This is a genomic window from Shewanella sp. VB17, assembly GCF_013248905.1.
In the GTDB taxonomy this organism is placed as follows: Bacteria; Pseudomonadota; Gammaproteobacteria; order Enterobacterales; family Shewanellaceae; genus Shewanella.
The window spans coordinates 1620928-1645501 of record NZ_JABRVS010000001.1; the positions used below are offsets into that span (position 1 = coordinate 1620928).

General features: G+C 41.3%; 24 protein-coding genes and 1 pseudogene. 22 read left to right on the top strand and 3 right to left on the bottom strand.

The features are described 5' to 3' along the window. The first annotated feature begins 331 nt into the window (after positions 1–331). Both HQQ94_RS06900 and oxyR read left to right on the top strand, forming a co-directional pair. Entirely contained in the window at positions 332–697 is a 366-nt protein-coding gene (locus HQQ94_RS06900) for an Hpt domain-containing protein (protein ID WP_173293720.1), read from the top strand. 355 nt (positions 698–1052) lie between these two features. Next, on the top strand, positions 1053–1961 hold the full coding sequence (oxyR, locus tag HQQ94_RS06905; protein WP_173293721.1) for a hydrogen peroxide-inducible genes transcriptional activator OxyR: 909 nt from the start codon (positions 1053–1055) through the stop codon (positions 1959–1961). A gap of 52 nt (positions 1962–2013) precedes the next feature. Here oxyR and HQQ94_RS06910 read toward each other — a convergent pair whose 3' ends face one another. After that, positions 2014–3081: an adenylate/guanylate cyclase domain-containing protein gene (locus HQQ94_RS06910; protein WP_309247238.1), complete on the bottom strand. Its 1068-nt coding sequence runs from the start codon at positions 3079–3081 to the stop codon at positions 2014–2016. Between the two features lie 206 nt (positions 3082–3287). Continuing rightward, positions 3288–3959, bottom strand: a complete 672-nt coding sequence (gene mutH / locus HQQ94_RS06915; protein WP_173293722.1) for a DNA mismatch repair endonuclease MutH — start codon at positions 3957–3959, stop codon at positions 3288–3290. Between the two features lie 696 nt (positions 3960–4655). On the opposite strand from mutH, the gene rppH reads away from it, so the two are divergent. The 9 genes and pseudogenes from rppH to HQQ94_RS06960 all read left to right on the top strand — a co-directional run bounded on the left by rppH (position 4656) and on the right by HQQ94_RS06960 (position 13038). Continuing rightward, positions 4656–5174, top strand: coding sequence for an RNA pyrophosphohydrolase (gene rppH, locus HQQ94_RS06920; RefSeq protein ID WP_173293723.1), 519 nt, complete (start codon positions 4656–4658; stop codon positions 5172–5174). Positions 5175–5454: 280 nt separating this feature from the next. Beyond that, complete coding sequence (gene ptsP / locus HQQ94_RS06925; protein ID WP_173293724.1) at positions 5455–7689, top strand: phosphoenolpyruvate--protein phosphotransferase; 2235 nt, start codon at positions 5455–5457, stop codon at positions 7687–7689. A 49-nt stretch (positions 7690–7738) separates the two neighbouring features. Further along, positions 7739–8543: pseudogene (locus HQQ94_RS06930) on the top strand (sulfite exporter TauE/SafE family protein). Positions 8544–8650: 107 nt separating this feature from the next. Beyond that, on the top strand, positions 8651–9502 hold the full coding sequence (locus HQQ94_RS06935) for a thymidylate synthase (RefSeq protein WP_173293725.1): 852 nt from the start codon (positions 8651–8653) through the stop codon (positions 9500–9502). A 276-nt stretch (positions 9503–9778) separates the two neighbouring features. Then, on the top strand, positions 9779–10978 hold the full coding sequence (gene nhaA, locus HQQ94_RS06940; protein ID WP_173293726.1) for a Na+/H+ antiporter NhaA: 1200 nt from the start codon (positions 9779–9781) through the stop codon (positions 10976–10978). Then, positions 10975–11358 carry a hypothetical protein gene (locus tag HQQ94_RS06945; RefSeq protein WP_173293727.1) on the top strand — a complete coding sequence of 128 codons (384 nt, stop codon included), beginning with the start codon at positions 10975–10977 and terminating at the stop codon, positions 11356–11358. Before nhaA ends, HQQ94_RS06945 begins: the two co-directional genes overlap by 4 nt. Before the next feature lie 21 nt (positions 11359–11379). After that, complete coding sequence (gene nhaR / locus HQQ94_RS06950; RefSeq protein ID WP_173293728.1) at positions 11380–12288, top strand: transcriptional activator NhaR; 909 nt, start codon at positions 11380–11382, stop codon at positions 12286–12288. 107 nt (positions 12289–12395) lie between these two features. Beyond that, positions 12396–12635 carry a succinate dehydrogenase assembly factor 2 gene (locus HQQ94_RS06955; RefSeq protein WP_173296554.1) on the top strand — a complete coding sequence of 80 codons (240 nt, stop codon included), beginning with the start codon at positions 12396–12398 and terminating at the stop codon, positions 12633–12635. Next, positions 12616–13038, top strand: coding sequence for a protein YgfX (locus HQQ94_RS06960; RefSeq protein ID WP_173293729.1), 423 nt, complete (start codon positions 12616–12618; stop codon positions 13036–13038). Before HQQ94_RS06955 ends, HQQ94_RS06960 begins: the two co-directional genes overlap by 20 nt. A gap of 348 nt (positions 13039–13386) precedes the next feature. Here HQQ94_RS06960 and nadB read toward each other — a convergent pair whose 3' ends face one another. Next, complete coding sequence (gene nadB, locus HQQ94_RS06965; RefSeq protein WP_173293730.1) at positions 13387–14997, bottom strand: L-aspartate oxidase; 1611 nt, start codon at positions 14995–14997, stop codon at positions 13387–13389. 199 nt (positions 14998–15196) lie between these two features. Between nadB and rpoE the strand changes: the two genes are divergently transcribed. The 11 genes from rpoE to acpS all read left to right on the top strand — a co-directional run bounded on the left by rpoE (position 15197) and on the right by acpS (position 24551). Further along, positions 15197–15775: an RNA polymerase sigma factor RpoE gene (gene rpoE / locus HQQ94_RS06970; RefSeq protein ID WP_173293731.1), complete on the top strand. Its 579-nt coding sequence runs from the start codon at positions 15197–15199 to the stop codon at positions 15773–15775. A 37-nt stretch (positions 15776–15812) separates the two neighbouring features. Continuing rightward, complete coding sequence (locus tag HQQ94_RS06975) at positions 15813–16418, top strand: sigma-E factor negative regulatory protein (protein ID WP_173293732.1); 606 nt, start codon at positions 15813–15815, stop codon at positions 16416–16418. Positions 16419–16452: 34 nt separating this feature from the next. After that, on the top strand, positions 16453–17385 hold the full coding sequence (locus HQQ94_RS06980; protein ID WP_173293733.1) for a MucB/RseB C-terminal domain-containing protein: 933 nt from the start codon (positions 16453–16455) through the stop codon (positions 17383–17385). Positions 17386–17404: 19 nt separating this feature from the next. Further along, entirely contained in the window at positions 17405–17866 is a 462-nt protein-coding gene (locus HQQ94_RS06985) for a SoxR reducing system RseC family protein (protein ID WP_173293734.1), read from the top strand. 101 nt (positions 17867–17967) lie between these two features. Further along, entirely contained in the window at positions 17968–19758 is a 1791-nt protein-coding gene (lepA, locus tag HQQ94_RS06990; protein ID WP_173293735.1) for a translation elongation factor 4, read from the top strand. Between the two features lie 138 nt (positions 19759–19896). Continuing rightward, entirely contained in the window at positions 19897–20814 is a 918-nt protein-coding gene (gene lepB / locus HQQ94_RS06995; protein WP_173293736.1) for a signal peptidase I, read from the top strand. A 1-nt stretch (position 20815) separates the two neighbouring features. Then, positions 20816–21493 carry a ribonuclease III gene (gene rnc / locus HQQ94_RS07000; protein WP_173293737.1) on the top strand — a complete coding sequence of 226 codons (678 nt, stop codon included), beginning with the start codon at positions 20816–20818 and terminating at the stop codon, positions 21491–21493. Next, positions 21490–22479 carry a GTPase Era gene (gene era, locus HQQ94_RS07005; RefSeq protein WP_173293738.1) on the top strand — a complete coding sequence of 330 codons (990 nt, stop codon included), beginning with the start codon at positions 21490–21492 and terminating at the stop codon, positions 22477–22479. Before rnc ends, era begins: the two co-directional genes overlap by 4 nt. Positions 22480–22566: 87 nt before the next feature. After that, positions 22567–23259 (top strand): DNA repair protein RecO, encoded by a 693-nt coding sequence (gene recO / locus HQQ94_RS07010; protein ID WP_173296555.1) that lies wholly within the window; start codon positions 22567–22569, stop codon positions 23257–23259. Between the two features lie 68 nt (positions 23260–23327). Beyond that, complete coding sequence (pdxJ, locus tag HQQ94_RS07015; RefSeq protein WP_173293739.1) at positions 23328–24065, top strand: pyridoxine 5'-phosphate synthase; 738 nt, start codon at positions 23328–23330, stop codon at positions 24063–24065. A gap of 90 nt (positions 24066–24155) precedes the next feature. Next, a complete protein-coding gene (gene acpS, locus HQQ94_RS07020) occupies positions 24156–24551 on the top strand; it encodes a holo-ACP synthase (protein ID WP_173293740.1) in 396 nt (131 codons plus the stop codon). Positions 24552–24574 lie beyond the last annotated feature (23 nt).

Here is a 24574-nt window from a genome sequence, read left to right on the forward strand (position 1 = left end):
ACAATGAATTATTCCTGATGTTTTATTTGACTGTTTATGCACTGCTAGTGAGTTAACTACATTTTTATTGCTGTTTTTTTGCGGGATCTGTATTTTGGTCCTCTTCCCCGTTGTCATAAATGAGTACAGAGCGGTGGGTTAACATTGATATTATTAGCGTTTCACTATCAATGGCTTCAACAGTAAGAGGGATGTTGACTAATGATTGGTTAGAAAATGGCTAATAAGTGAATGTTATTTAGTCTTATTACTCATTTAGTTGCGTCAGCAATTATAGTGAGTATTATGTTGTAAATAATATACATTCAAATTTTTTAAGGGGTGCCTTAATATGGCTACAGCTGAAATAGAGTCAATTTTAGATCTTAATACTTTAGAGCAATATTGCAGCGCGATCGGTGCGGGCACTTTATTAAAAAGTGTCGTGTTATTTGAGCAGCTAATGCCTGAGTATGTGGGGAATTTGATTAATGCTAAGGAAGCTCGTGATAAAGACACTTTATGTTCAGAAGCCCATAAGTTTAAAGGTGCTGCAGGTTCGGTGGGTTTAAAACGTATTCAGCAGTTTGCTCAATTACTCCAGCATGGTGAAGATGCTGAATGGGAGACTCATCATGAAATTTGGCTACAAGGAATTGTAGATAATGCAAGTTTAGATCTGGCTGAACTTAAGCGATACTTGGAATCTAAAGCTTAATCTAGACTTAGACATTAATATACTCAAATGACCATAAAATGCAGGATTTAACCTGTCGAGAAATAACAGAGTTCAAAGGATGAACTTGTTATTCTCGGCTCTGGCATCTTCGGTAACGACTCTCAATGAGATGCTTGATAATTCTCCTGCATTATTCTTCCATCTGATCCATAGGGAAATGTCTTTTTTTGCTATGGAGTAAAGTAGGCTATGCAGTCGCCATTTAATGAAAGTATTGATGAAGGATCTTCTCATTAGTGCTTTTTATGGTGGACAATTAACGAAAGTTACATCAATAGTGTGATAGAGTTAATATTGAATATTCGAATGAAAATATTAATTGGTAATCGATTTTATGAAGCACTTACCTAGTTTAAAAAATCTCTACTATCTCGTGAACCTTTATCAAGAACAGAACTTTAATCGTGCTGCTAAGGTGTGTCATGTCAGCCAGTCCACGCTTTCTAGCGGCATACAGAACTTAGAGGAACAACTTGGTCATCAGTTGATTGAGCGTGATCATAAATCATTTATTTTTACTGCAATAGGTGAAGAAGTCGTACTGCGTTCACGAAAGCTGTTGACAGATGTTGATGATCTTGTTGATTTAGTGAAGTATCAAGGCGAGCCTATGACGGGGGATATTCGCTTAGGCTGCATACCGACTATTGCGCCATTCTTGTTAAGTCGAGTGCTTAAGCACTGTCAGGATACCTACCCGAACCTAACGATGTTCCTCAAAGAGGATACTACTGAAAGGTTGCTTGATGCGTTAGGTAAAGGTGAACTTGATCTTTTATTATTAGCTCTGCCTGTTGATACTAGTGGCTACCATAGCATGAAGGTTGGTGTTGATCCCTTTAAACTCGTGTTGCATCGTGATTTGGCGAGTCGAATCATGGCACCTTTAGATTACCAATCTTTACCAGATGAAAGTATTTTTTTACTTCAAGCTGAGCATTGCATAACCGGACATGCCGTCAGTGCTTGCCAATTAGTCGATAGTACAAAAGTCAATTCATTTACCGCAACGAGTCTGCATACTTTGGTGCAAATGGTTAATGGTAAGCTAGGAACGACATTTTTACCTCAAATGGCTATTGATGCAGGGATACTTAATCATACCGATTTAGTTGTAATGCAGCCCCCAGGTGAAACACCTTATAGAGATATAGGCTTAGTGTGGAGACAAACTTCGAGTCGTATATTGACCTTTAGAACGTTAGGTTTAGCGATCCAAGATCTATTAAAAAAAGGGATATAAACGTAAATTTTACAAGTAACAAAAGCCTGACTTTATTTCAGGTTTTTGATGATTAGTTAACGCTGACACCAAATACTTCAATGGAGTGTTGTTTCCCCTTTAATTTTACAGGGCCAAGTTGGTTGAGTGTGTATTGACAGTTGTCTTTATCTACGAGAGATTCAAGTTCGCCTGAAATCAACATTCTCTGATTGAGTGGATGACATTGCTCTTGCAGCCTAGCCAATGTATTCAGAACATCGCTAAAGAAGCTTATTTCTTGTTTTTGGACACCGACGACAGCAGCGACGACTTGCCCACAATGTGCAGCTGCTTTGAACTTAGGGACAAAACCATATTGTTTTTTGAAATATTCACGTTGCCAATGTAATTGTTGACTGAATTCAAAATAGATATTGAAACAGCGATCTGCACGTATCCCTTCTTTTAAAGGCCAATGTATTAATACAGCATCGCCCATATAGCGGTATATCTCGGCTTCATTATTGACAACGGTATCAGATAATTGGCTGAAACTATCTTGTATTAATCGACTGAAACGATAATCTCCTAGGGTTTCGGCATGATTGGTTGAAGCAACCATATCGAGATACAGAAATAATCTTTGTTCATACCTAGGTTTATGATATTTACCTAGTCCAATATTAAGCAATACACGTGGACCGACAAGTAGAGCCATTTGTTCGATAAAGGCTAAGCCGACTCTCACGACAACCAGATAAACGATAATAGCCTGAAATGAGCGATTATAAATGATGTGCGGCGTTAGCATTTGTCTTAAAGTTGTCATGTGGTTTTCTACGGCCCACATGTTGAGAAATTGGGTGATATATGCAAGTGTTGTAGCACCGAGTAAGAGAAATAAGCCTTTAAAGATAACTGAGAATAAATAAGGAAGACGGTTTATTGCACTAAAATCGGCTATTAGGTTAGACATCCAGTGTAAGCTACCGAAAACGATCCCCATATAGATAGATAATGTGGCTAGATCGGCTGTGCCTACCGCCCATTGTGGAAGATTAGGAGTTTGTGCGTACCGAAAGAACACAAATCCCGCCATGGCGATTCCCCAAGCGAATATCGCAAAAATGAGTTTTTTTGCTTGTATACGAGTTCTCACGGTTACGTGTATATCCTAATGCAGCCTACAAGGCGTCATTTTATAGGAAGTATCTATCATTTCCAGTAGTATTTGTGATCTATGTCAAATGAAAGCCAGTTACTGACGTGGATTGGAATCAATGCTCATGGATATATTAATGAAAAAGAATGATTTTATGTTCTTGATAGATGTAAAAATGGGATCTGTTATGAAGGAGAATATTTTCAAGAAAATGCTTGAGAAAGTATTGATTGAGTAAAGGGTATTTTGAGATAGAAACCTCTAGGGTTGGTCATTTCAGTCTCGCCATTCATACCGATACTTTTTGTGACAGATCGGCTATTGGCTCCTTTTGGTCTTAGTTGCAGCACTTCCCCGTGTCTGGCTGTAAGCTGTTTTATTTGACCGAGAGCAATAAACTCCATTATTTCTTCCCAATCTTGCTTCAAAAGCGCGAGTTCAGTGGCATTAGGGCTCCATAGTAATGGCGTGCCAATTTGCCGCAAAGCGACAGGAATATTTCTGTCACCCTGAATAGGTACCCAGAGTACAGTTTGTAATTTATGACTGACAATGCTCGTTTCCCACGTTAATCCTTGAATACCAATCAAAGGGGCAACCGTGACATAAGTTGTTTCTATGGGTTTGCCTTTGTTGTCCACAGGGATAGTTTTCAGTTCGATACCCAAATGTAGGAAATCAGGCTCAGGTTTAGAACCGGCTAGTGCACCTAGTTCATATTCAATTAACTGGCCAACCCAGCCCTTATCTCGCTTGAGGTTGATTGGAGTCATAAAACCGTGAGATTCGGCAAGTTGACCTAACGTGAGTCCCGCCATAGCATGTGCACGGCTCATTAACTCATCGATTGTTTTAGGTGAAGTAGGCGTTTTCATTGTTATATTTTATCAAAAATAGTGGCGATAGCCAATGCTTGGTCAAAAAACACCCAAGCTTGAAGGTGTTAATAACTTACGTGGTTATTTTTATTCTAAGGTATTGATAATAATCATTAAGAAACTATACCCATTTACCAATGACTTATTCATTTATGAATTACTTTGCTTTTCCCCCTACTTTTCCAACATAGTTATCCACAGAATTATTGGATAACTTCTAAATAGGAATAAGAAACTGTAAATTAATGAGATGTCAAACAGATATTTAGGGTAAAAAATGATGAAATTAGATTTAATATCTACTTTGCTTGTGAATAACCTAAAAAATTAAAATAGAGATTTATTTAAATTCTAATTATCGTTCAAAAAACGACCTTGTTATTTTTTAAAAGTTAACCAGCAACGTTTTTTTTTCACTTATCATTTTGTAATTAAAGCTTTTTATCTTCACTTGTTAATTCTTTTTACATTCTGAACATCGTACGTTTTTTATGTTTTCAACCGTTACTAATGAGTTAAGAACAGAGATATCCACAGATTTTGTGGATATCCTCATTGATTAATAAAAGCCTCTGTTGATAAAAATGGTTTTTTTGATTTTTTATCCAAAGTTATTCCATTGATGGATATTTGCTGAAGTGCTTGCTTTGTGAAACAATCAAATGATTAGAGTGACGAATTCACGGAGTCCATGTGATTGATAGTGACGGCTTTCGGGCAAATGTGGGCATCATTATTTGTAATCGTTTTGGGCAGGTGATGTGGGCGAGAAGATTTGGTCAACATTCCTGGCAATATCCTCAAGGTGGGCTCGATGATGGTGAGACACCTGAGGAAGCAATGTATAGAGAGCTCTATGAAGAAGTTGGGCTAAGGCCTGAACATGTTCAGATCTTAGCTTCGACTCGCTCTTGGTTACGTTATAAATTACCCAAACGCTTAATTAGACAAGATAGTATGCCAGTCTGTATTGGGCAAAAACAAAAATGGTTTTTACTGCAACTTAAGAGCAATGAAAGTGCGATAAACCTTAATGCTTCTGGCCACCCAGAATTTGATGATTGGCGCTGGGTGAGCTACTGGTATCCGGTAAGGCAAGTTGTGTCATTTAAACGAGATGTTTATAGAAAGGTGATGAAGGAGTTTGCCCCTATGGCACTTTCATTTCAGGCTCGGGAATCTCATCATGGTAGAAGAAGTCGGCGGCGTTAAACATAGGCATATAAAATCGTAAATGACTCCTGCATTGTCTATTTTGTTCCAGAAAAAATAAGATATGGCCTTCTTTCCTTAGAGAGCTGATGCAAAAGGTAGAGCGAAGCATGAGGACATGGATATAGAAGGTACATGTTAATGCAGGAGCAATTAACGCCCTTAAACTTGGTTACTTTTCGATAGGCTGAATCATGTATATTAAGGTTGTTTGAGTATATAAGGTGGCTTAAAGTGTCTATTTAAATGGTCTAATTTGAGTCGTATGGAGGTTTATTAAGTGCTAAAAACACTAAGAGATATAACACAGGCTGTTGCAGCGGCTAAGGATCTCCACTCAGCGTTAATGCTATTGGTGTCGCAGACTAAATCTGCTATGGCGACCCAGTGCTGCTCCATCTATTTATTAGAGGGGCGGGAACTTATTTTATCTGCAACTGATGGTCTGCTTGTTGATGCGGTAGGACAGGTTAAGATGCCTCTTAGTGAAGGTTTAGTGGGTCTCGTTGCTGAACGAGAAGAAGCGGTTAATTTGGCCGATGCCCGCGAACATCCTAGGTTTAAAGGATTTTCTGAAGTCGAAGAGGATAATTACCGAGCATTTCTTGCCGTACCAATAATTTATCAAAAACGTATTTTAGGCGTGTTGGTTGTGCAGCAGATAGCTGCATGTCGGTTTAATGAAGGTGAAGAAGCCTTCTTAATGACATTAGCTGCACAACTCTCTATGGCTATCAGAAATCTGAGAATGAAAGATGAAGCGCAAAGTCGCTCTAATCAACTCCACTTTACTGGTACCTCAGCTGCTAATGGCATTGCTATTGCTCATGGCCTTGTCTTGGGGGGACAGATAGATTTAGAACAAATAGAGTCCAGAACAAATCATATTTCCTTTGAAGAGGAAAGGCTTCACACTGCTATAGAGGCATGTAAGACTACGTTAACAGCCTTGTCTCAACGGTTCGAGCAAGAACAAGATCATGAGGTTGTCTCCATTTTTTCTGCGCTTCTTTTGTTGCTGCATGATGCCAGTTTAGGAGGGGAATACGCGAAAGAGGTCAAGGCGGGGTGGTGTGCCGTTTCTGCTGTTAGTCGTGTTTCACTACGTTATATCGAGCAGTTTACTCAGATGCAAGATCTTTATCTGAAAGAGCGTGCCAGTGATATTCGTGATTTGGGTCAACGAGTGTTACGCCTTTTGATTGAGCCTGAAAAGATGGAAGTAGATCCTGAAATTCCAGTCATTTTGATCACTAAGGAAGCTGATGCGACCATGCTGGCTGAATTTCCTAGGCAAAAATTGGTCGGTATTGTTACTGAACAAGGCGGGGTCAATTCACATGCTGCCATTTTAGCTCGCGCGTTAGGTGTGCCTGCTATCATAGGCGTTGAAGGCGTGCTTAGTGCAGGTATTGATAACAAGTTGCTTATCATCAATGCTAATCGCGGACAATTATTGGTTTCTCCCTCAAAGACGTTAATTAACGAATATCGACATCTGATCTCAGCTGAAAAAGCCTTACAACATCAATATGCGATGGAATTAAATCTACCTGCTGAAACACTCGATGGCAAACGTATCCGTCTATATTTAAATGCAGGTTTGTTAAGTTGTTTAGCATCAGAAATAGCGGAAGGATCCGATGGCGTTGGTTTATACCGTACAGAGATCCCTTTTATGTTGCATGAAAGATTCCCCAGTGAATCTGAGCAAGTGAAGGTATATAAAGAGGTTCTTAATTCAGCCATTGGGAGACCAGTGGTAATGAGAACCTTAGATGTTGGGGGGGATAAGCCTCTGTCTTATTTTCCTATTAATGAGGAAAACCCTTTTCTTGGCTGGCGTGGGATCCGTTTGTCATTGGATCATCCTGAGTTATTTTTGGTTCAACTTCGAGCAATGATCCAGGCTGGGGGGGAAGGTGAACAATTGCATATTTTACTGCCCATGGTGAGTAGTCTTGATGAGATAGATTTGGCGAAGGCTTATTTAGAGCAGGCATATTTTGAATTAAAAAAGGATGTTAACCCCAATATTGTTAGGCCCAAATTAGGGATAATGATTGAAGTGCCTACTTTATTGTTCCAGCTTGCTGAAGTTGCACAACGTGTTGACTTTGTTTCAGTTGGTTCTAACGACCTAACTCAGTATCTACTTGCCGTTGACAGAAGTAATCCTAGAGTCAGTACTCTTTATGATAGCTACAGCCCTGGTATATTAAGGGCCTTAAAGCGCGCGCGTTTCGATTGTTGGCAGTATCACTTACCTGTCAGTGTCTGTGGCGAGTTGGCTGGAGAGCCTATAGGTGTGATTTTACTGGTTGCTATGGGGTATGATCAACTGAGTATGAATCAGGGAAGTTTGGCTAAAGTCAATTACCTTCTAAGACGTGTTGCTCATTCTGATTTAAGTGAATTATTGGAAATGGCGCTGAGATTAAACAATGGTAAAGAGGTGAGAGAGCTTGTCAGGGAGTACTTTGAGTCTCGTGAATTAGGATCACTTCTTAACTAATTATGGCTTTTGCTATAAGCTGTGGCTCTTTTTTCTTTGGAGTGTCACCTTGGATAGCATTATTTGGTTTTTTTCTTGTTGTTTAGTCGTAGGCACTTTTATTGGTTTTATGGCGGGTTTACTCGGCATTGGAGGGGGAATTATTGCTGTCCCCGTGCTGTTATTTTTGCTGCCGAGTATCGGATTTTCTCCTGAAGTGACTCCCCATGTGGCAATTGCCACTTCACTTGCTGCTATTATATTAACCTCTTTATCATCTGCACATGCTCATCACCGACGTGGTAATGTGCCTTGGGCTATGTTTAAACCCATACTACCGGGACTTATTTTAGGCTCGGTTGGCTCTGGATTTATCGCGCAGATGATCAGTGCAGAACAGCTACAACAGGCGTTCGCGCTGTTTGTGATTTTTATGGCGATTCATATGGTGCTTCCTTTTCGTGTTGCTGCTGAACATAAACCACTTCCTGCGACTCCTATTTTGTTTTTTACATCAATCGTTATTGCTATTGTTGCTGCTTTAATGGGCATTGGCGGGGGGTATTTTACTGATCCCATTTTTGAGTTGGTGTGGATTGCAGATGCGCAGTGCAGTGGGTTTTTCATCGGCCTCAGGTGTGTTTATTTCCTTATTTGGCAGTGTTGGTTACGTGATAGCTGGTTGGCAAATGTCAGATTTGCCTGAAGGGACATTAGGCTATATTTATCTGCCTGCACTGATTGGGATCGGGTTGACATCAGTATTGATGGCCCCTTTAGGAGTGAGAGCTGCGAGTCGTTTACCAACCCCAATATTGAAGAAAATCTTCGCGTCATTGCTTATCATTACAGCAATTAAATTAGTGATGCCATGACGGGCATAGACCCAAGCCACTTCAAGATGCTGAGTTGAGCATGTTGAGAAGTGACATACATTAAATTTATATCTCATTTGAACGTACCACCAAGAGGGTAAATAGCAATGGATCAGTATCTTGCGTTATGTAACAGAATTATTGATGAAGGCACTTGGGTTGAGAATCAACGTACCGGTAAACGTTGCCTAACGGTAATTAATGCCGATTTGGTCTATCACGTTGGGGCTAATGAGTTTCCCTTAATCACGACTCGAAAAAGTTTTTGGAAAAGTGCCATTGCTGAAATGCTGGGCTATATTCGCGGCTATGATAACGCCGCAGATTTTAGAAACATTGGGGCTAAAACATGGGATGCAAACGCGAATGATAACCTCGATTGGTTAAATAACCCACATCGTAAAGGGGTTGATGATATGGGGCGTGTTTATGGTGTTCAAGGGCGAGCTTGGCGTAAACCTGATGGTGGCTCAATTGATCAGCTAAGAAAAATTATTGATAATCTTAAACAAGGTATTGATGATCGGGGTGAGATCTTAAGTTTCTATAATCCTGGTGAGTTTCATATGGGCTGCTTACGTCCTTGTATGCATACCCATAATTTCTCTTTACTTGGTGACACCCTTTATCTCAATAGCTTTCAGCGTTCATGTGATGTGCCATTAGGCTTGAACTTTAATCAAGTTCAAGTGTTTACTTTACTGGCTATCGTGGCACAAATTACCGGTAAGAAAGCGGGGACTGCTTTTCATAAAATCGTCAATGCCCACATTTATGAAGATCAGTTAGAGATGATGCGCGATGTTCAATTAACAAGAACCCCTTTTTCACCGCCATCATTAACCATAAATCCAGATATTAAATCCCTTGAAGATCTAGAAACCTGGGTTACGATGGATGATTTTACAGTGTCAGATTATCAGCATCATGAAGCAATAAAGTACCCTTTTTCAGTGTAATTATTACGTCATAACAGGTGCTATTGGATTTCATGGCAAGGGTATGCAAATAATGAGCATATCCTTGCCGTTTTTTATTATTCAAACATCGTCATTTAAGTTAGATTTTGGTTTCTAATGATTTTTTCAAAAAATTAATTAAAGACAACTTGATCATTAGTTAAATTATTCTACACTAAAGCGTCGGAAATACCGATGTTTATAGCTGATGGAAACGAATATTCAAGTGTATATGTGTAGTCTACACTCAAGTTAATAGATTTTTTGGAGCGTATTATGGAAAAGGCGATTAAAAACTTTTTGAGCCAAGAATCTGCAGGTGGGATCTTGTTGATGGTTGCGGTTGCACTGGCGATGATAATGGCCAATTCCCCTTTAGCGAGTCTTTATCAAGGTTTTCTCGGCACAGAAATGCAAGTGCGTGTTGGCAGTTTAGATATAGACAAAACGTTAATACATTGGATTAACGATGGCTTAATGGCGCTGTTTTTCATGCTGATAGGCTTAGAGGTGAAACGAGAGCTGCTTGAAGGAGCATTATCTAGTGCTGCTAAGGCTTCTTTACCGACATTTGGCGCCATTGGCGGCATGGTGTTTCCTGCCGCTATCTACTTATTTTTTAATTATGGTGATCCCATTACTCAAGCAGGTTGGGCGATTCCTGCAGCGACTGATATTGCGTTTGCATTGGGTGTTATTGCCCTGTTAGGCAGTCGTGTACCTGTCGCACTCAAAGTTTTTTTGCTTGCATTGGCGATTATGGATGATCTCGGTGTTGTTGTCATTATTGCCATGTTTTACAGCACAGATCTTTCGATGTTGAGCTTAGTGGTCGCGGCAGTGGCGATTGTGGGACTAATAGCGCTTAACCGCAAAGGTGTCATGACATTAGGCCCTTATGGCGTTTTAGGGCTGATATTGTGGATTGCAGTATTAAAATCTGGCGTTCACGCTACCTTAGCAGGTGTGATTATTGCTTTTTGTATCCCATTACGAGCCCCGAATGGCAGTTCGCCATCTGAAAGCTTGGAACATAGTCTGCACCCTTGGAGTACCTTTATCATTTTGCCCATTTTTGCATTTGCTAATGCAGGGGTTGATTTAACGCAAATGAGTGTCAGTGATTTATTGTCCCCAGTTCCTGTTGGGATAGCGCTTGGCTTATTACTTGGTAAGCCGCTAGGTGTATTAGTATTTTGTTTTATTGGTGTAAAGTTAAAACTTGCCGTATTACCTGAAGGGATCGGATGGCGACATATTGCGCCCGTTGCAGTGATGTGTGGTATTGGTTTCACCATGTCGATGTTTATCTCTTCATTGGCGTTCGTCGGCGATGCGGAGATTTATGGTGACTTGGCTAGACTAGGTATTTTAGTTGGATCCTTAGCGTCTGCCCTGGTTGGTTATTTTTGGTTATCTGCGGTATTACCTGAGACATCTCGGGCAAAGAAAAATAATAAAGGAGAAGTAACATGAGAACAGTGTTAATGACTTTGGCTTTGAGTGTAGGGATGGTTCCCATCGTGAGTGCAAGCCAACTCAATTCGTGTAACTCCGATGTTAAAAGTGAATCTTGTCAACATTACCTTGAAGGTGTTGTTGACGGTGCTTTGATGTATAAACCCAGTGCTACAGGAAAGCGTATTGAAGTCGATACTTACGAGTCGCGTGCTCTCAAATACCGTGGTGGTAAACGTTTTCAAGAAGCAAATCGTACCTATTGCGAAGGACGTATCCCAGATCGTGAGCAGTTAGTGACAGGACTTGAAGAGGCTTTTAGCGCTGGTAATATACAGAATGTTGAAATGCTCAATAATGTGATGTATGGCCTCATGGACTGCCAGCGGCTCAAATAGCTAAAGTCAATCAAGGTAGATATGTCACATCTGAACTATAACCACCTGTACTACTTTTGGATGATTTATAAACGAGGTTCGGTGGCCAAAGCTGCCGAGGCTTTATGCTTAACACCACAAACGGTAACTGGACAAATCCGAGTACTTGAAACACGGTTAAAAGGACGCCTGTTTAAACGTGTAGGCCGCTCTTTAGAGCCGTCTGAGCTGGGGGAATTAGTATTTCGTTATGCTGATAAAATGTTTAGTTTGAGTTATGAAATGCTCGATATTTTAAACTATCAGAAAACGGAAAGTATGTTGTTTGAGGTTGGTATTGCCGATGCACTTTCTAAAGCATTAGCGAGTCGGGTGCTATTGTCTGTTGTACCCAGTGACGGTTCTATGCGACTTGCTTGTTTTGAGTCGACCCATGAAAGCTTAATGGAACGCTTAAGAGAGCATAAGCTGGATATTATTTTGTCAGATTGTGCGGGTGAATCTTTAAAGTACCCTGAAATCTTATCTAAAAAATTGGGCGAATGTGGGATTGCCTTTTTTTCTTCCGAGAAGTTTAGTTTGCCTTTCCCTGAATGTTTAGAGCAGGGAAGATTACTTATTCCAGGCAAACGAACGTCCCTTGGTCAGCAGCTTTATCATTGGTTTGATGAGAATGGGCTTAACGTCAACATCTTGGGTGAGTTCGATGATGCTGCGATGATGAAGGCATTTGGTTACTTCAATCAAGGAATTTTTGTTGCTCCGTCTATTTATAAGCAAGATATTCTTTCTCATAATGTGCATTTGCTTGGTGAAACTAATGACATCCAAGAAGTCTATCATGTGATGTTTGCAGAAAGAATGATCCAACATCCAGCTGTGAAACGTCTGTTAGCTACCGATTTTACCGATCTTTTTGCGGGCCGAGATCCACAAGTACAACAATTATAATCGAAAGCCGTTTTAGTTTTAATCAGCTTGTACACATTGAAGTCACTAGATGATAAAGCTACACTAGTTGCAACTAAGAAAGAAGGAAGAGTGACGTGTCCGAAGCCATGAAAATATCGAGAGTAAGATGGGCTTGCCGTAGAGGTATGTTGGAGCTTGATGTGTTATTTCAGCCATTTGTAGAAGCCCATTATGAACAAATGACGCTTGAAGATAAAAATATTTTTGTTCGTTTGCTTGAGGGAGAAGATCCGGTACTGTTTGCTTGGTTTATGGGCCACGAGAAGTGCCTTGATCCTGAATTGTCAAAGATGGTCATTCGTGTTCGTGGAAGAGAAGCACCATAGTTTTAATCTTACTTCCTCATTCGATCAGCGGTTCTCGTTGGTCGTTTTTGCCAGCGTATGCCTGACATCTTTTCTTGCTTGGCCTCCTTTCGATAATGCAATTTATTGGTTAATTAAAGCGACCTTGTTGGTTATAATGTTACTGTTTTTTATTTATCAATTTTGGAAGCTTAATCGTTGGACATGCAAATTCTCCCTTAATGCAGTAGGCGAAGGCCATTTGACCGATCATGGTAAGTTTACTTTATACAAAAGGGCCTTTGTTACCCCTTTTGTCTGTTTTTTTTATATTCAGACTGACAAAGAGCAGCGTCTCATCATCATTTGGTCTGATATGTGTGACGACACCAGTTATCGTCACTTGTGTCGATTATTGTTAATTACCCCCACGGTTAAGGGATAATTTCCTTGGTAGAGCTAAAGCTACTCAGTAAAAAATGAAAAAATTATCTCCAAGTGATTTTATTGAGCTTATCAAAAATAAAGTGACTTTAGATCCTTGGGTTTCTATTCACCGTGTCACAGAAGTGTTTACACATTCGACCGGCTGCAAGCAATAAATAAATTCCCATGATGGTGCGGTGATCTGTAAGCTAACCAAATGCCAAATCAGCCTTATGAACCCAGCCCAAAAAAGAGATTTAAAACTTGTTATCCGTCAAGTATCACCCTCTGAGCAAACACATCTTCAGTTGTTAGCGTGAAGATTTGGCTGCTTTAATAAAATAGCAGCCAGCTAGCAGCGAGCACTTTAATCAGGTTGTAATATTGTCGGTACAGGATTGGGGAGTTGCTCTGGGTGATCGATATTATAGTGAAGTCCACGACTTTCTTTACGTTCCATGGCGCAACGAATGATCAGCTCAGCGACTTGTACTAAATTTCTTAATTCAAGCAGGTTATTACTTACCCTAAAATGACTGTAGTATTCTTGGATCTCTTGTTGCAACATAGCACAGCGACGTAAAGCACGTTCTAGACGCTTATCTGAGCGCACAATGCCGACATAATCCCACATAAACAGTCGAAGTTCATGCCAATTATGGGCGATCACGACTTCTTCATCTGAGTTTGACACTTGACTCTCATCCCAAGCGGGAAGTGCATCTGGCATTGGCGTTTTATGTAATAGACTTTCAATCTCTTGGCCGGCAGCACGAGCAAAGACTAAGCATTCGAGTAATGAATTACTGGCTAAGCGGTTTGCACCATGTAAACCTGTGTAGGCGACTTCACCAATGGCATATAAACCATTAAGATCAGTCTTACCTTGTTTATCTGTGATGACACCACCACAGGTATAATGCGCTGCTGGCACCACTGGGATGGGGTCTGTGGTAATGTCGATACCAAATTCGAGACAACGCTTGTGTATCGTTGGGAAGTGCTTGATGACAAATTCAGCCGGTTTATGGGTGATATCCAAGTAAACACAGTCTGATCCTAACCGCTTCATTTCAAAATCGATAGCACGGGCGACTATGTCCCTTGGGGCCAGCTCGGCGCGTTCATCAAAATCGGGCATAAAGCGGCTGCCATCAGGACGACGTAAGTAAGCCCCTTCACCACGTAATGCTTCAGTGAGAAGAAAATTTTTGGCTTCGGCATGATAAAGGCAGGTTGGGTGGAATTGGTTAAACTCCATATTTGCCACACGACAACCCGACCGCCAGGCCATGGCTATACCATCACCTGAGGCAATATCAGGGTTTGATGTATATTGATATACTTTAGAGCTTCCGCCTGTGGCTAATGCGACAAAACGTGCTCTGACTGTTTCTACATGTTCTTGATCTCTATTCCAGATATAGGCGCCGAGTACTTTATCTCCTGGAAGGTTCAATTTACGAGAAGTGATCAAGTCGATGGCATTATAACGTTCGAGAACAAGAATGTTTGGATGTGATTTAGCTCTATCTTGTAAAGTGACCTGAACTTCTTTGCCTGTTGCATCTGCAGCATGAAGAATACGTCGATGACTGTGTCCGCCTTCGCGTGTGAGATGGTAGGGTGCTTGACTAGTATCACCTTTAAAACCTTCTTCTTTGTCAAATGCAACGCCACATTTTATTAGCCATTCCATGGCACTTTTTGCATTTTCAGCGGTAAAAGTGACGATGGATTCATCACATAATCCTGCTCCGGCGATTAACGTATCGGCAACATGAGACTCGATAGTGTCCTCTTCATCAAATACTGAGGCGATCCCACCTTGAGCATAATAGGTTGAACCTTCATTAAGATAACCTTTAGATAATAATATAACTTGTGATTTTTCAGCAAGATGCAAAGCTAGTGTTAGGCCAGCAGCCCCACTACCAATAACCAAAACGTCAGATTGGTGTTCAACTACATGTGTCATCAGGTATCATGGTCAGTCTATGAATATTATCTATGGTAAACCAAGTCAGCAAATATGGATACATCCCTAGGTAATAGAAAATAAATTCAACTCTTATGCATTTTTTCAGAACTTTTTAGAAGTAAGCTAGTCTACATATGTAAATATGATTCGAGCGACTGAGAAATCAGCATTACAGATTTAGGAGTAGTCGGCTCGAATGAGTGGACCAACAAGTGATCAACAATTAGTTGAGAGAGTACAGCAAGGGGATAAGAACGCGTTTAACCTCTTAGTGCAAAAATATCATAACAAGGTCATGAGCTTGGTATCGCGTTATGTGCGCAATCAAGCAGACGTTGGGGATGTTGCTCAGGAAGCGTTTATTAAAGCTTATCGAGCATTGCCTAATTTTAGAGGCGAAAGTGCGTTTTATACTTGGTTGTATCGGATCGCGGTGAATACTGCGAAAAACCATTTAGTGGCACAAGGGCGCCGCGCACCTGCGAATGATATTGATGCTGAAGACGCTGAGTATTATGATGGTAGCGATGCGTTAAAGGAGTTTGCATCTCCAGAGCGCTTAATGATGTCAGAACAAATTCAAGAGATGATATTTGACACATTAGATGCTTTGCCTGAAGAGTTAAAAATGGCTATTTCATTACGTGAGCTTGATGGGATGAGTTATGAAGAGATAGCCAATGTAATGGATTGCCCTGTCGGTACGGTAAGATCTCGTATTTTTAGGGCGCGAGAGGCAATAGATAAAGTGCTTAAGCCGATGCTAGAGCATTAATATCTTTTACTAATGATACGTATAATACAGGTGAAAAATGGATAAATTAGGTCAAGAATGGGTATCCGCTGCAGTCGATGGTGAAGTCGATGAGCAAGCGTTGGCTGAACTGATAGCTAACCAGGATTCACATGAGCAGTGGCATGATTATCATATGATCGGCGATGCCATGCGTGGCGAGTTGCCTAAAGCAATCAATCTAAACCTTTGTGCCAGCATAGCGGCAGCAATTGAATTAGAGCCCACTTTTTTGGCACCAGTTAAACCTAAGCTTGAGGAAGCCACGCCGGCCATTAAGTCGAATGTGATCCCTATGTTTAAGCAGTTTGGTCAATATGCCATCGCTGCGAGCGTGGCATTGGTTGCTGTCGTTGGCGTGCAAAATTACAGTCAAGATAGCATCGATACGTCACCTCTACCGGTTCTCAATACTCGTCCGCTTTTGGGCAGTGTGACACCAGTGAGTTTACAAACAGCTCCGGTTAAAAATAACCAAGGTTACAATAATGTGCAGGTGATGGAGCAGCGTCAACGTATTAATGCATACATTCAAGATCATATGTTGCAGCAAAGATTGAATAATGGGGTTAATATAGACGACAATAGTCAAAATGAGAATGCGCCAGCTGCATTGAGCAACTAATATTCTCTATCTGTTATTCTCATGAGGAGTGAGCTTGCGTCTTTTCATATTAACACTGCTAGTTTTACATTTTCCTGCCATTGGGCAGGAAGGTATGTCTGCAAAGGTTTGGTTGGATAATATGAGCCAAGCTTTGCGTGAGCAAGAATACAAAATATCCCTTATTCAACTGCAAGCGGATCATATTCGTCCTTTAGTCTACATCCATGGTAAAATTGACGACCAAGAAGTTGCATTTCTTGAACACCTTAATGGCGCACCTAAGAATGCGGTGCGAGTCGGCGATACTGTGACTTTTATCGAGCACGACCAAGCTGCCTACAGTATTAAAACCAACCGGATACAAGGGTTATTACCACAGGCATTTGCAGGTAACATAGATGAGTTTTCATCAGGCTATCAATTTGTATTAGGTGGACGCAGCAGATTGGCAGGACGTCCAAGTCAGTTAGTGCGCATCATTCCTGTCGACAAGTTTAGATACGGTTACCAAGTTTGGTTAGATTTGGATACTTATCTGCCTTTGCGCTATGACATGTTGACCGAAGACAAACAATTATTAGAGCAAGTATTAGTGGTTGAGCTTCTGGTGTTAGATAGCGTACCTGCGATACTTAATGAAGCCTATAAACAACAATGGCCTGATGTGATAGCTCAGCCAACCCGCGATGTGGGTGGAAATTGGAAGTTTAATTGGTTACCTGAAGGTTTTAAGGTTTTAGTGAAGGACAGCCACAGATTAATGGGAAGTCATGAAGCAGTTGAATATATCGCCTTAAGTGATGGCATGGCCAGTATCTCAGTGTATGTTGCTAAGGCAAGTGATGCTAAGATGCCCGAAGAATTAGTGACGCGAAACGGACTCTCTTTAGTGACTGAACGCATTGGCAATGCCGAAGTCGTTGCTGTGGGGAAAGTGCCAGCTAAAACATTATTACGTATTGCAAAAAGTATTACGATTGATTAAGTGCTGAGAATATTTTTTTATGATGGAAGAAATGGCAAAAGTACTCGAATGTGATGGCAGTGGTTGGGTCATTGTCGAGGTCCAAGTAAAAAATAGCTGCAATCATTGTGACAACAGTGAATCATGCGGAACTTCAGCGGTCGCTAAAGCTTTTTCACCTAAAGTGCAGCGTTTTTCTATTCCATCAGAACGTCAATATCAACCCGGTGAACTATTAAAACTTGGGTTACCAGAAAGTGTGATCTTAAAAGCGGCGGCTCTGATGTATATATTCCCTTTAGTGGGACTATTTTTGGGCATGGCATCGGTGTCTTTCATCGCATCTCAATACCATTTTCAACTTAATGAACTGGTGATTATAGCCTCTGCTTTTTTAGGGGGCGTGATTTTTTGGCGAATAGCAAAAAGCCTTGCTCACCGAATAGAAATCGATAGTCAACCCGTGATTATTTCGTATCTTGGTCAGTCAATATCGTCTTAATTTTTATGTAAACAGTGTTATTAGATTGGTATTGCTTGCTCAATCGGGTACAATTCGGCACTTTTTAAAAATTTCAACTTCGAGTAGTCATTAGTCATATCATGAAGCATATTAGAAACTTTTCGATTATTGCCCATATCGACCACGGTAAATCCACACTCTCAGATCGATTGATCCAAGAATGCGATGGTCTTTCTGCTCGTGAAATGGAATCCCAAGTATTGGATTCAATGGACATTGAGCGTGAGCGTGGTATTACCATTAAAGCGCAGAGTGTGACGCTCGATTATGTTGCCCAAGATGGTGAAACATACCAGTTAAACTTCATTGATACACCAGGCCATGTTGACTTTTCTTATGAAGTCTCTCGTTCATTAGCGGCTTGTGAAGGCGCGCTGTTAGTGGTTGATGCAGGACAAGGGGTAGAGGCTCAGACACTCGCGAATTGTTACACTGCACTTGAAATGGAATTGGATGTTGTTCCTATATTGAACAAAATTGATCTCCCTCAAGCCGATCCTGATAGAGTAGCCGAAGAGATTGAAGACATCGTGGGTATTGAAGCCACTGATGCTGTTCGTTGTTCAGCGAAAACAGGCGTTGGTATTAAAGACGTGCTTGAAGTGATCGTCGCACAAATACCAGCGCCGCAAGGTGAGACTGAAGGACCGCTACAGGCCTTAATTATTGACTCATGGTTCGATAGCTACCAAGGTGTTGTGTCATTGGTGCGTGTTAAACATGGCACCCTGAAAAAAGGCGACAAGTTTAAGGTCATGTCTACCGGACAAACTTATAACGCAGATCGTGTTGGTATTTTTACGCCTAAACAAACTGATACTCTGGAACTCAAAACCGGTGAAGTCGGCTTTGTTATCGCGGGCATTAAAGAGATCCATGGCGCGCCAGTTGGTGATACTTTAACCCATGCTAAGCATGGTGCAGAAAAGCCTCTTGCTGGTTTTAAAAAGGTTAAACCACAGGTTTATGCTGGTTTATTTCCTATTTCTACTGATGATTATGAGAACTTCCGTGATGCATTAAATAAGCTGAGCTTGAATGATGCTTCTTTGTTCTTTGAGCCTGAAACCTCATCGGCACTTGGCTTTGGTTTCCGTATTGGTTTCCTTGGCTTATTGCATATGGAGATCATTCAAGAACGGCTTGAACGTGAATATAATTTGGATCTTATTACCACAGCCCCGACCGTAGTATATGAAATAGTGACCACCAATGGTGATACCATTTATGTCGATAATCCATCAGACCTTCCAGCCATAAACAACATTGCTGAGATGCGCGAACCCATTGTTGAAACCAATATTTTGGTGCCAAAAGAATACCTTGGTAACGTGATCACCCTTTGTATTGAAAAACGTGGTGTGCAGAAAAACTTGGTTTATCACGGTAATCAAGTTGCGCTTAGCTATGAGTTACCTATGGCTGAAGTGGTGATGGACTTCTTTGACCGCCTCAAATCAACGAGCCGTGGTTACGCGTCTCTTGAATATAATTTTATTCGTTTTGAGCCTGCTGACATGGTGCGCTTAGATATTTTGATCAATGGTGATAGAGTTGATGCACTTGCGATGATTATCCATAAAGGGCTCATTCGCAGCAAGGGTCTAGCACTTGTAAATAAAATGAAAGAACTTATTCCTAGGCAGATGTTTGACATTGCTGTTCAAGCAGCGGTAGGCAGCCAGGTTATTGCACGTTCTTCGATTAAAGCGATGCGTAAAGATGTCACAGCTAAGTGTTATGGTGGTGATGTTTCTCGTAAGAAAAAGTTATTGAATAAGCAAAAAGAAGGCAAAAAACGCATGAAGCAAGTTGGTAATGTGGAAGTGCCACAAGAAGCCTTCCTTGCGGTATTGAAACTTAATGATTAATGCCACAATGGTTAATTGTTGTTAAATGAAAGCGCCGCAGTTTGCGGCGCTTTCATTAGTGAAGTATAAATGTGTTATCGATTCACTAACTGAGTTAGTGATTACTAATGTTTAGTTTATGGCAGGAGTTAATTATTTATGGCAGCCTATTTTTCCCTAATTTTGGTATTAGTGACCTTATGCACCGGCTTGATTTGGATGCTTGATGCGTTGTTACTTGCACCTAAGCGTCGTGAAAAACTTGCGATGGCCCAAGCTGGTGATGCAAATATCAGTGATGACATTGCCGAAAAAATTACCCGTGAACCGGCGCTCGTTGAAACCGCTCGCTCCATGTTCCCTGTTATTGCATTTGTACTGGTGTTACGTTCATTTATCTATGAACCATTTCAGATCCCGTCGGGTTCTATGATGCCAACACTATTAGTCGGCGACTTTATTTTAGTTGAAAAGTTTACTTATGGACTTAAAGATCCGGTTTGGCGTAGCCAGCTGGTTGACAATGGTAAACCGGAACGTGGTGATGTGGCGGTATTTAAGTACCCAGTTAATCCTCAAATAGATTACATTAAGCGGGTTGTTGGCCTGCCCGGTGATCGCATTGTCTATCGGAATAAGCAGCTTTATATTCAGCCTGCTTGTGCCGAAGGAGTAGCGTCTTGCCCTGAGCTTGAACAGGTATCACGCGTGTCAGTCAATCAAGGTGAATTTACGCATAATGGGACTCCTTTATTGCGTTATACAGAAAAGTTGGGTGATGTGAGTCATGATATATTGATTGATCCGAGTCGCCCAGATCCCACTAATTATTATTTCCGTGAAGGGAATTTACCTGTAGGTGAATTTATTGTCCCTGAAGGACAATACTTTATGATGGGTGATAACCGTGACAACAGCACAGATAGTCGTTTTTGGGGCTTTGTGCCAGAAGGCAACTTAGTGGGTAAAGCGGTGGCTATTTGGATAAGTTTTGAATTTGACCGAGCTAAAGCTGATTTATTACCAACATGGATCCCAACGGGTGTCCGTTTTGAACGTGTAGGCGGTATCACTTAACATGGAACCGATTAAAAACATACCTAGACTTTGTAGAACATTAGGTTATGCCTTTAATGATCAAGCTTTACTTGACCATGCTCTGACTCATCGAAGTGCTGCTAGCAAGCACAATGAACGATTAGAATTCCTTGGTGATTCGATCTTATCAGTGATCATTTCTGATGTGCTGTTTCATCAATTTCCTAAGGTAACAGAAGGCGATTTAAGTCGCATGCGAGCAACACTCGTGTGCGGTAAAATGTTGGCCGAGATAGGATTTGAATTTAAGTTAGGTGACTACCTAAAATTAGGTCCTGGTGAATTGAAAAGTGGAGGTTTTCGCCGCGAATCTATTATCGCCGATGCTGTTGAAGCCATTATTGGTGCTATTTATCTTGATTCTGATTTAGAAGTGACGCGTGCCTTAGTGCTAAAATGGTATCAATCGCGCCTTGAGGTGATAGAACCGATTAATCAAAAAGATCCAAAAACCTTGTTGCAAGAATTACTGCAAGGTTTTAAAAAGCCACTTCCTGTCTATAAAGTGACAGACATTAAAGGGGAAGCCCATGCGCAAACCTTTACGATTGAATGTTATGTTGATGAGCTGACTAAGCCCGTTGTTGGGATTGCCAGTTCTCGAAGAAAAGCCGAGCAGCTCGCTGCTGCCGAAGCTTTGGAGTTAATTAAGCGATGAGCAAGCAAGATAGCAGTGGTAAAAACCAGCCGAGTTTAGACGATCTTTTGGCACAAATGAATAATCCATCATCAGCGACAAAATATGATGTGACTTATTGTGGCATGGTAGCGATTGTTGGTCGTCCTAACGTAGGTAAATCAACACTGCTGAACAATCTACTTGGTCAAAAAATCAGTATTACGTCTAAAAAACCGCAAACGACACGTCATCGTATTATGGGGATCCATACTGATGCAGCACGTCAGGTGGTGTTTATCGATACTCCAGGTTTACACATGGAAGAGAAACGGGCCATTAATCGTCTAATGAACCGTGCAGCAGCCAGTTCATTAGCGGAAGTGTGTTTGGTTATTTTCGTTGTTGATGGTATGAATTGGACCGAAGATGATGAAATGGTACTGCGTAAATTGCAAAGCCGTGACGATGGCCGTAAAACCTTATTAGCGGTGAATAAAGTCGATAACATCAAAAATAAAGAAGAGTTATTTCCTTATCTTGAGACTTTATCAGCCAAGTTTCCTTTCGATGAAATTTTACCGATCTCAGCGACTAAAGGCACTAACGTACAACGTATTTTAGAGATGTCAGTCGCAGCGCTACCAGAGTCGCCTCATTTTTTCCCTGAAGACTATGTGACGGATCGCTCACAAAAATTTATGGCTTCAGAAATTGTTCGTGAAAAATTGATGCGCTTCCTCGGTGATGAACTCCCTTATGATGCGACGGTTGAAATTGAACAATTTAAAATGATGGAAAACGGTGTTTATCAAATCAATGCCTTAGTACTGGTCGAACGTGAAACGCAAAAGCGGATGGTCATTGGCAATAAAGGCGATCGTATCAAGAAAATAAGCTCTGCTGCTCGAGTGGACATGGAAGCCTTATTTGATAATAAGGTCTTCTTAGAAATGTGGGTTAAAGTCAAATCTGGTTGGGCCGATGATGAGCGGGCCTTACGCAGCTTAGGTTATGGCGACGAATAATTCCCATTTGATATTATGCCTTTCAGCTTTGTCTGATGGGCATTTTTTGTCATGTGCCTAGCGATTTTTTGGTAAAGGTGGGCAATGATGTTACGTGGCTATGTATTGCATACTCGACCTTTTCGTGACTCTAGTGTGATCGTCAATATGTTGGTTGATGGTCAAGGCCGTGTCGATTGTGTGGCACGCTTAGGCAGTGGAAAAACATCGATTAAAAGTATACTTCAGCCTTTTCAGCCGCTTATTTTTGAATTGTCAGGTCGTAGTGGTTTAAAAAACTTGATCCAACTTGAAGCTGGTAGCCCAGCTGTGCCCATCAGTGGCGAGGTAAGTTTTGCCGGTTTTTATCTCAATGAATTGCTCGTTCGCTGCATTAGTGTCGATCATGGCGCCGAGCAGCTTTTTTTTGTTTATCACAAAACCTTAATGGCCATGGCGGGTGGTTTTTGCCAGAGTCAGCTGCGTTATTTTGAGCTTAGCCTGCTGCAAGAAATAGGCTTGATGCCGACCCTTCACGTAGACACTTCTCAGGATGCAATAGAAGCCGATTATTATTATAGGCTTTTACCTGATGAGGGGTTTGTCAGTGCGCTTGGGCCTAAAACAACGCACTATCGTGGTGAAATGTTGTTATCGCTGCAAAGTCACTGTCTGCAACCAGAGCATTTTACCCAAGCTAAGCATCTTATGCGATCGTTATTAGCCCCCTGTTTAGGCGATAAACCCCTTAAATCCCGAGCCTTATTCAAACATAAAGCCAAATCTCAGTATGCTAGATAATGGGGGCTGTTTTTTCATTATTAAATTAGTACAATACCTACAAATAATTTTATACCGAAGGATATCTCATGAGTCGTATTTTACTTGGTGTGAATATTGATCACATAGCGACATTACGTCAGGCCCGTGGTGTCTCATATCCTGATCCTGTTCATGCCGCAGCGGTTGCCGAACATGCAGGTGCAGAGGGCATTACTGTGCATTTGCGTGAAGATAGGCGTCATATCGTCGACAGAGATATTTATTTACTGGCTAAGACAATAAAAACCCGAATGAACTTCGAAATGGCCGTCACTGATGAGATGCTAGATATTGCCTGTGAAGTTAAGCCTACATATGTCTGCCTTGTGCCAGAGAAGCGTGAAGAGCTCACCACTGAAGGTGGTTTGGATGTTGCCGGTCAAATGGGCAAAATTGCCGCGGCGGTACAACGTCTTAATGATGAAGGGATTAAAGTATCACTGTTTATTGATGCGGATAAAAAACAGATAGATGCAGCGGTTGAAGTGGGTGCGCCCGTGATTGAAATTCACACAGGTTGCTATGCTGATGCGACGAATGGTGTTGATGTAGCTAAAGAGTTGGCTCGCATTACTGATATGGCGAGCTACGCGCATGCTAAAGGCTTAATCGTTAACGCAGGTCATGGTCTTCACTATCAAAACGTTAAACCCATAGCTGCTATCCCTGAGCTGCATGAACTTAATATTGGTCACTCAATTATCGCTCGTGCTGCGATAGACGGTTTAGCCACAGCAGTAAAAGACATGAAACAGCTCATGAACGAAGGACGCCGCGGAGAATAAGTGACAAGGTTTTAAAGTTTGTGATGTTCTTGTGTGTTTTGAACTTAAGGCTCACAAATTTATACAACATTTTTGTTTTTAAGGAGAGGTATGATTGTTGGCCTAGGTACCGATATTGTCGAGATAGAACGTATCGAACAGAAAGTACCAGCGGCAGGCAATCATCTCGCGCTGGCTACATGTCGTTTGGCAAAGCGGGTGCTAACAGAGCCTGAGCTGGCACTCTTTGTTGCTTCATCTCAGCCGGGACGATATTTAGCAAAACGTTTCGCTGCTAAAGAAGCTGCAGCAAAAGCATTGGGAACCGGGATTGGGCGCGGCGTCTCATTTCAACATATCGAAATAAGCAACAATGACAATGGTGCTCCTGTGGTGAGTTTTACCGGTGGTGCTGCCGAGCGGCTGGCTCTGCTCGGCGGTACTGGTGGGCATATCTCTATTGCAGATGAAAGGTATTACGCGACGGCAACCGTGATCCTTGAATGATAAAGAATGTAATCTTGTGTGTG

Bases quoted from the DNA above. Each gene is read 5' to 3' on its own strand.
- rpoE (WP_173293731.1), top strand. From the start codon at position 15,197: ATGAGTGGACCAACAAGTGATCAACAATTAGTTGAGAGAGTACAGCAA.
- nadB (WP_173293730.1), bottom strand. From the start codon at position 14,997: ATGACACATGTAGTTGAACACCAATCTGACGTTTTGGTTATTGGTAGT.
- lepA (WP_173293735.1), top strand. From the start codon at position 17,968: ATGAAGCATATTAGAAACTTTTCGATTATTGCCCATATCGACCACGGT.
- era (WP_173293738.1), top strand. From the start codon at position 21,490: ATGAGCAAGCAAGATAGCAGTGGTAAAAACCAGCCGAGTTTAGACGAT.
- HQQ94_RS06900 (WP_173293720.1), top strand. From the start codon at position 332: ATGGCTACAGCTGAAATAGAGTCAATTTTAGATCTTAATACTTTAGAG.
- recO (WP_173296555.1), top strand. From the start codon at position 22,567: ATGTTACGTGGCTATGTATTGCATACTCGACCTTTTCGTGACTCTAGT.
- HQQ94_RS06985 (WP_173293734.1), top strand. From the start codon at position 17,405: ATGATGGAAGAAATGGCAAAAGTACTCGAATGTGATGGCAGTGGTTGG.
- nhaA (WP_173293726.1), top strand. From the start codon at position 9,779: ATGGAAAAGGCGATTAAAAACTTTTTGAGCCAAGAATCTGCAGGTGGG.
- HQQ94_RS06945 (WP_173293727.1), top strand. From the start codon at position 10,975: ATGAGAACAGTGTTAATGACTTTGGCTTTGAGTGTAGGGATGGTTCCC.
- HQQ94_RS06935 (WP_173293725.1), top strand. From the start codon at position 8,651: ATGGATCAGTATCTTGCGTTATGTAACAGAATTATTGATGAAGGCACT.
- rnc (WP_173293737.1), top strand. From the start codon at position 20,816: ATGGAACCGATTAAAAACATACCTAGACTTTGTAGAACATTAGGTTAT.
- acpS (WP_173293740.1), top strand. From the start codon at position 24,156: ATGATTGTTGGCCTAGGTACCGATATTGTCGAGATAGAACGTATCGAA.
- mutH (WP_173293722.1), bottom strand. From the start codon at position 3,959: ATGAAAACGCCTACTTCACCTAAAACAATCGATGAGTTAATGAGCCGT.
- pdxJ (WP_173293739.1), top strand. From the start codon at position 23,328: ATGAGTCGTATTTTACTTGGTGTGAATATTGATCACATAGCGACATTA.
- lepB (WP_173293736.1), top strand. From the start codon at position 19,897: ATGGCAGCCTATTTTTCCCTAATTTTGGTATTAGTGACCTTATGCACC.
- nhaR (WP_173293728.1), top strand. From the start codon at position 11,380: ATGTCACATCTGAACTATAACCACCTGTACTACTTTTGGATGATTTAT.
- oxyR (WP_173293721.1), top strand. From the start codon at position 1,053: ATGAAGCACTTACCTAGTTTAAAAAATCTCTACTATCTCGTGAACCTT.
- HQQ94_RS06955 (WP_173296554.1), top strand. From the start codon at position 12,396: ATGAAAATATCGAGAGTAAGATGGGCTTGCCGTAGAGGTATGTTGGAG.
- HQQ94_RS06975 (WP_173293732.1), top strand. From the start codon at position 15,813: ATGGATAAATTAGGTCAAGAATGGGTATCCGCTGCAGTCGATGGTGAA.